The sequence below is a fragment of the Microcystis sp. M20BS1 genome, from assembly GCF_020245305.1.
GTDB lineage: Bacteria > Cyanobacteriota > Cyanobacteriia > Cyanobacteriales > Microcystaceae > Microcystis > Microcystis ichthyoblabe_A.
This window is the reverse complement of sequence record NZ_JADBUZ010000175.1, coordinates 1-6,112: the sequence shown is the minus strand read 5'-3', so window position 1 is coordinate 6,112 and position 6,112 is coordinate 1. Positions and strand designations below refer to the sequence as shown.

The 6,112-nt window shown below is 39.2% G+C and carries 6 protein-coding genes and 1 pseudogene; 5 read left to right on the top strand and 2 right to left on the bottom strand.

The features are described from left to right. Positions 1-133 (top strand): annotated as a pseudogene (locus IM507_RS17155) (IS30 family transposase); the annotation flags it as partial. On the opposite strand, the gene IM507_RS17150 reads toward IM507_RS17155, so the two are convergent. Then, on the bottom strand, positions 124-1,956 hold the full coding sequence (locus tag IM507_RS17150; protein ID WP_287637392.1) for an AAA-like domain-containing protein: 1,833 nt from the start codon (positions 1,954-1,956) through the stop codon (positions 124-126). The pseudogene IM507_RS17155 and the gene IM507_RS17150 overlap by 10 nt on opposite strands. A gap of 50 nt (positions 1,957-2,006) precedes the next feature. Then, entirely contained in the window at positions 2,007-3,425 is a 1,419-nt protein-coding gene (locus IM507_RS17145; RefSeq protein ID WP_123230601.1) for an AAA-like domain-containing protein, read from the bottom strand. 376 nt (positions 3,426-3,801) lie between these two features. Between IM507_RS17145 and IM507_RS17140 the strand changes: the two genes are divergently transcribed. From IM507_RS17140 to IM507_RS17125, 4 genes are all read left to right on the top strand, one after another. Next, entirely contained in the window at positions 3,802-4,221 is a 420-nt protein-coding gene (locus tag IM507_RS17140) for a hypothetical protein (RefSeq protein ID WP_123230602.1), read from the top strand. Positions 4,222-4,340: 119 nt separating this feature from the next. Continuing rightward, a complete protein-coding gene (locus IM507_RS17135; RefSeq protein WP_123230603.1) occupies positions 4,341-4,616 on the top strand; it encodes a hypothetical protein in 276 nt (91 codons plus the stop codon). A gap of 582 nt (positions 4,617-5,198) precedes the next feature. Next, positions 5,199-5,432, top strand: coding sequence for a hypothetical protein (locus IM507_RS17130; RefSeq protein ID WP_002735880.1), 234 nt, complete (start codon positions 5,199-5,201; stop codon positions 5,430-5,432). Between the two features lie 22 nt (positions 5,433-5,454). Further along, positions 5,455-5,949, top strand: a complete 495-nt coding sequence (locus IM507_RS17125) for a phosphoribosyltransferase (protein ID WP_123230611.1) — start codon at positions 5,455-5,457, stop codon at positions 5,947-5,949. Positions 5,950-6,112: the final 163 nt, after the last annotated feature.

The following is a 6,112-nucleotide window of genomic DNA, read 5'->3' as shown; positions in this document are numbered from 1 at the left end:
AATCGTTAAGCCAGAGGAGGTGGAAAGAGCCGTAAACTTGATTAACAATCGTCCTCGAAAATGTCTTGACTATCGTACCCCGAATGAGGTATTCTATAAAGGTAGATCAGACAGTGATGCAATTCAGACTTGAATTGGCCCAACAACAGCCTGATGACCCTTGAATTCTACAAGAGAATTACCTTGTCGATCCCAAAGACGAGCGGTTCCATCACTTGATCCCGTGGCGAGATACTGACCATCGGGACTAAAGGCAACACTGCCGACGGAAAAGCGATGACCATCTAAATGATTCTGTTCCCGTATTCCATCGAGAATAGTCCGTAAAGCGAACAGAAGTCCGGGGCTAGAGTATTTATCCATCGCCCCGGTTTTCACCATCGCCTGTAATTCTTGGCCTCCGTCGATCGCTTCTAATAATAGCTTTATCTGTCCCTCACCCTCCCTTTCAAAACGTCTAGCTAAACCCATCCCCCGTTGCTCTAATCGCGTTACCCCGATGGCAGATTGCCGGGCTCTTTCAGCTTTAGTTGTTTGAACAGTCGCAAAAATCAATGTTCCCGCTATGATCAATGCACTGGCAATGATCGAGCCAGCTAAAGCTTTTTGAGCTTTCTTTTTTGCTTTCTCTAGAATTTTTTTCGCTTCTCTTTCTGCCTCAATTTTCTGAGCGGAGTCTTTATCCTTTTGGGCTAATTTACTATCTCGGATAAACTCCTCATCCTCTCGTGTTATAAATTTTCCCTCTCTCCAAATATCCGCCCGCGCTGTTTCGGTTTCGTCCAACAAGTAAGCATTATTTTTCTCCGAAGCAAGCCAAGCATTCAAAGCAACAGCATAAGGGCGTAAACTATCTAACTGCTTTTGTACCCATTCGAGGGAAAAAACCTCTCGATAAATAGGATTAAAAATCTCTAAATCTGCACTTCTCTTAACAACTAAACCAGATAAGCGTAACTCCGATTCTAACTGATTTCCCTCTGTAGTAAAATAACCATTTTGTAGAATATGGCGATAAATTTCCAACAATTTTCCAGTCAATATTTCCTTTGCCAATAATCGATTTTTAATGTCTTTTAAATGGCTAGGATCATCTTGCCCTTCCCAGTTACGGATGATTGATGAGTAGATAAATTCCTCGATAAAAGACTTTTCTTGACCTTCCCCAATCCTAATCTGAGATTTAACCAACAAAGCACAAACTTTTTGTGTTAAAAAAGGTTGTCCTCCTGTCCAAAATAAAATCTCCCTCAAGACTTCTTCTGGAACACTCGCCACGTCCTGTAGTCCTTGCGCTAAAACTAAACTTTCATTAAATTCAAACCCTCTTAGCTCAATAGCTCGACCAATATTAAAGGGACTCTGTAAAGGATTTTGAATTAAATCATTCGGTGTTGCTACTCCTAAAAAACAAAACGTTAAACGATTAAAGTCATCGTACTCTGCCCGCTTTTCATGAAAAGCACGAATCAAACCAAAAAAATTATCCCTAAAAGATAGCTCTAAAATTTTGTCAATTTCATCAATAAAAATAACCAAATTAGAAGATGTTAATGGCAATAAAACTTCCGCAATAAAATCCGAAAAAGAGCTAACGGCTCCTTGTCCAGAGAACCTTGACCAGCATTCATCAAAATTAGCCTGTTTCTGCAAATTTAAACCGCGAAATATTTTTTTAGACAACCCGCGATACCATTGATTTTCAGAACTAGATTGGCTAACGCCCATTTCCTGAAGCGACAAATAAACACACTGATTTTCCTGGGCATTAGTAGCTTCTAGACGCATTTTTACTTGAGCCTGAAGAGATGACTTTCCCATCTGACGACAGTTAAAAACATAACAAAAATAATTTTGTTTTAACAGTTCATATAACTGACCATCCGCAAAACGCTTAACATAGCTCGGCGTATGGGCATGGAGTTTGCCTCCATATTGATAGAAATTGTTAATCATTGTTGATCACTTACTAAATTTGAACTTTATTACTAAAAAATAATGGCAATTTAAAGGTGTAAATATCTGGCAAAATATTCACGGTATAAGCGACAGCGTATCTCAACACCATCTTTTGTTCTTGATACTAATCCCAAGCTATACAACTCAAAAGTTTCTATTGGATTTAATACGACAGGTCGATTGCTTTCAATGACTTTTTTGAGACATTCCTTGAGACCATATTGACAAATGCTCCTATAAAGACGAGAGAGATACTGATGATAAATTCCTACCTCTGTTGCTGCCTCCGTTAAGATAGTTTCCAGTATTTTTTTCTCTTGGCTTAGGGAGTACATAGCTTGGCGAATTAAATAGGGATGCCCTCCAATCATTTCTTGCAAGGCTTCTAGTTGTGTCTCTGTCAATTTGAGACTATGTTTTTGAGATAAATTTAAAACTTCCTGAGGATTAAACTCTCTCAACTCTTGTCCTTTACCTACGTTTGACAGAGGAGATTCATTCAAATCGTTGATTAAATAATCATCTGTAGAATAGGCTAAAATCAGCACTAACTTTCGCCACAATTGATTAGTTACTCCTTTTTCATGCCATGATCGTAATTTCCCCAAGAAATTTGTCAACGCTGGATTCTCACAAACACAGAGCAAATTATCTAAGCCAAGAAATATTGGTTTATCAATTTTGCTAAGGATAAAATCTTCAAGAAACTCATCACAAGCGTTGAAGGCAGAAGACTCTGTATCCCATTGCGACCTGAGATTTTCACGAATATCAAGTCCGATTTGACGGCCGATTTGCTTACATAGCCATGGATAAAAAACATCTGGAGTTAGGATCTCGCGGTCAGTATTTAGGTCTAAATAGACGGACTTGCCTTGACCATTTTTAACCATTGTATTGTTTAACAAGCGTTTCATTAACGATGTCTTCCCCATCCGACTCGGCGCTTTTAGGCGTAACAAGATAGCTTGCTTTCCAGCATTATTTAAACAAGCATAACAATTTTGCTCAATAGGAGAACGTTCTTGATAGTAAAGTGAATCAGTGGCAACAGGGCCATTGGGCATAGGTGGAATATTTAATTCATACTGTTTTAGTGTGTCCACAGTTACAAAATCAGGGATATACCTGACACAATTGTTAACAACCTGTCGTAAATCATCTGTTAAATTTCCCGTTGATTCAACGCCAAAAGTATTGCAAATTCCCCGTAAATGATGGGCTAGTAAGGATTGTTCCGTTAACTGGCCGGCTTCAAGCATCTCCAACCGTTCTCGATGTCTTCGTGGCAAGTTGTCTCTATTTTTCTCAGTCCAGACCTCACGATCAAGCCAAACCGTCTTATCTCCACGAATTGACTGATATGACTGCCCCCGCAGGAGACGACGCAAAATTCGTTTTTGAATAGGCGTTAGTTGCTCATGATAAACATTGTCAAACGCTTCTGGTGTTAATCGTAGTGGCATTTTAGGATTTCTCCTGAGTAAGCTTCTCTCAACATTCTAATTAATGCCTGCCGATCTGCGACAGCTAAGTAATTATACTCAGGGTAAAACCTCTAGGATCTCAGGCAACTCATCCAGTCTAACAATAGGGTATAGGTCAAGACGTTTTTCTTTAACAGTTTGAAATTTTAGTTGAAAAATTTCTTTTATTATGCCTTGTCCTTGAATTTTTTTTCAAGCTCCACTGTTGTCTTATCCAGACTGTCCAATTTTTCTTAAGCTTCAAGAGAGAATTTCATAAAATAAATTATTTTTCTTTCTGATTGCTCAAGGTTCTCAAAACAAGCTGTAAGGTAAAAGTGTTAGGTCAAATCACCGATTAAATTGAGGATGAACAATGGCTATTCACTTATTACCCTTCGCTGCTAAATTAACAATGGGTGCTGTCACTGCTTATATCACTTTTAAAGGCTGTCAAGCTACTGCCAAAAAGATCAATGAGCTTTTAGACAAACGTTATCCTAACGTAAAATTTCGCCTTAATGCAACAATTGTTGATTGGAGTGTTAAGTTAGTCCGCTCCACTATTTCTTCAATGCTTGCTGAGGATAAAAAGGGGGAAATCAAAAAACAGTTACAGGCTTTATCCATTGATGCCTGGGTCGAGCTTCTGCGTCGTATTATCAAAGATGCTTTCAATGGTGGTAATGCACCCAATGGAACAGAATCTGAGGATCTCTCGGAAGAAGAACTCATTATTGATGTCATTGCCTCCGCAGCTTACACCTATTTCTTGGAAGAAGCAGTAGCCAATTGATAACTATAGTTGAAACCACTACTACCAGAGTAGAGGCAACAGGAAAGCACCAACTTTCACCTAATGACTTTAAGTCTTTAAATTATCCAATCACTAACTAGACTATTGAGGATTAAATTATGTCCTGGGATTATCTCAACCGCTGTCTTAAGCAAGAAGCTAAAGCCGTAGGTAAAGGCATTATCAAAGATGTAACCCATATCAGCCATCTAGAAAACTGGGTAAAACACGTCGGTACACGGGCAGTTTGTAATGCTCTATCTTCTACTCTAGCTTATATGACGCAGCCAAGCACTCTAAGCGATCGTGCTTATATGTCGCCCCAAGAACGAGATCTGGCCTATAAGAAAATGCGTGAAGATTTTGAAGGCTACAAACGTCGTTTAGGCTGCTAATAGTCTAAATTTAGATCTCTTAACTGAAGTTTAATTAATCATTTTTGAGGCGCGTTTCTAACGTGCCTTTTTTCAAAATTTTATTTAAACTTTGGCGATCATAATTGACATTAATTCCTTGCATTTTCACGAGCGCACTTAGGTGTCTCATGCCAACGATACTTTTAACCAGCACAAAACCTACCCAGCAGCACATCAAGGTAAATGTACTTATGTAAAATAATCATTTTTGGGGAGTGGTTTGAGAAGCTATTTCATTAGTTTTGGTAAAATTATAAGCCTGGCTTATTCACCCTTATTAGGGTATATTTAATTTATGTTCCTATCTATAAAAGCAACTTTTGTATAACTTCTTTCCATATTTGAAGATTTACAGCTTGTCAAAACCTATTGTAGCATTTATCTTAATGGTGAGGCACGAAGTTTTCCTCTGGTGGAGTCGGTCATCAATACCAAATTAGGTTACACTTCATCTCTATGGGAAACGCTGTAAAAATTATCGAGGTAGAAATTGAGAACTATAGCCTAAACACCAGCGATTCAAGCCCCTTTTTGACTGTTAACCCCCTTAACCCAGAGATTATGGATGCTTTTAGTCCCTTTCCCCCTGACTGGACAGAGAATGCTGTTCACGCCTACAATTTTTGTTGTCCTTACTGTGGGGCAAAAGCTAAAGAAGCTCAGTCCGTTTGGATCAATCGCCGCGCTCCCGTTTTAGGAGAAGATTCCCGTCGTAAATGGCAGGAATTCTATCATTGTCAATGCGATCGAGTTTGGTGGGCCTGGAGTAGTGATCGACCTGCCGAAAATAAGTAATTCTGAATCGGGAATGGAAAATATGGCCGATGTCTATGTTTCTTGGGATGAATACCATCGTCTGATCGAAAAATTAGCAGTAAAAATCGATCATTCTGGTTGGCAATTTGCTCAGATTGTCTGTTTAGCTAAGGGAGGATTGCGCGTCGGTGACATTCTCTGTCGTCTTTTTCGTCAACCCCTAGCCATTCTCTACGCTGCTTCCTACGGGGGGCAAAATCATCAAATTCGGGGAGAATTAACTATTTCCTCAAATTTAGCCATGCTCGAGGCCCAATTAAAGAGTCCCCTGTTATTAGTGGATGATTTAGTCGATTCGGGAATCACCCTCCAAAAAACCTCGATTTTATTGCAGGAAAAATACGGGATTACCAATATCAAAACTGCGGTGATCTGGTACAAAGCGGCATCAAGAATCAAACCCGACTATTATGTGGAATATTACCCCGATAATCCTTGGATTCATCAACCCTTCGAGCGTTACGAGTTAATTACACCCAAAGACCTCCTAAGCTAAGACGTATTTAAACCGCTTATTCTGGTTCTTCGGTTTGTGTTATGCAATGGACGGGGGTTATAAGAGATGAAACCCTTATAGAAACAGACATTACCCCAACTTTTATCAATTGTTTTTTATCTAGAGCGAACTCATCAATTAAGTCTCTTGCCAGATAAGGATT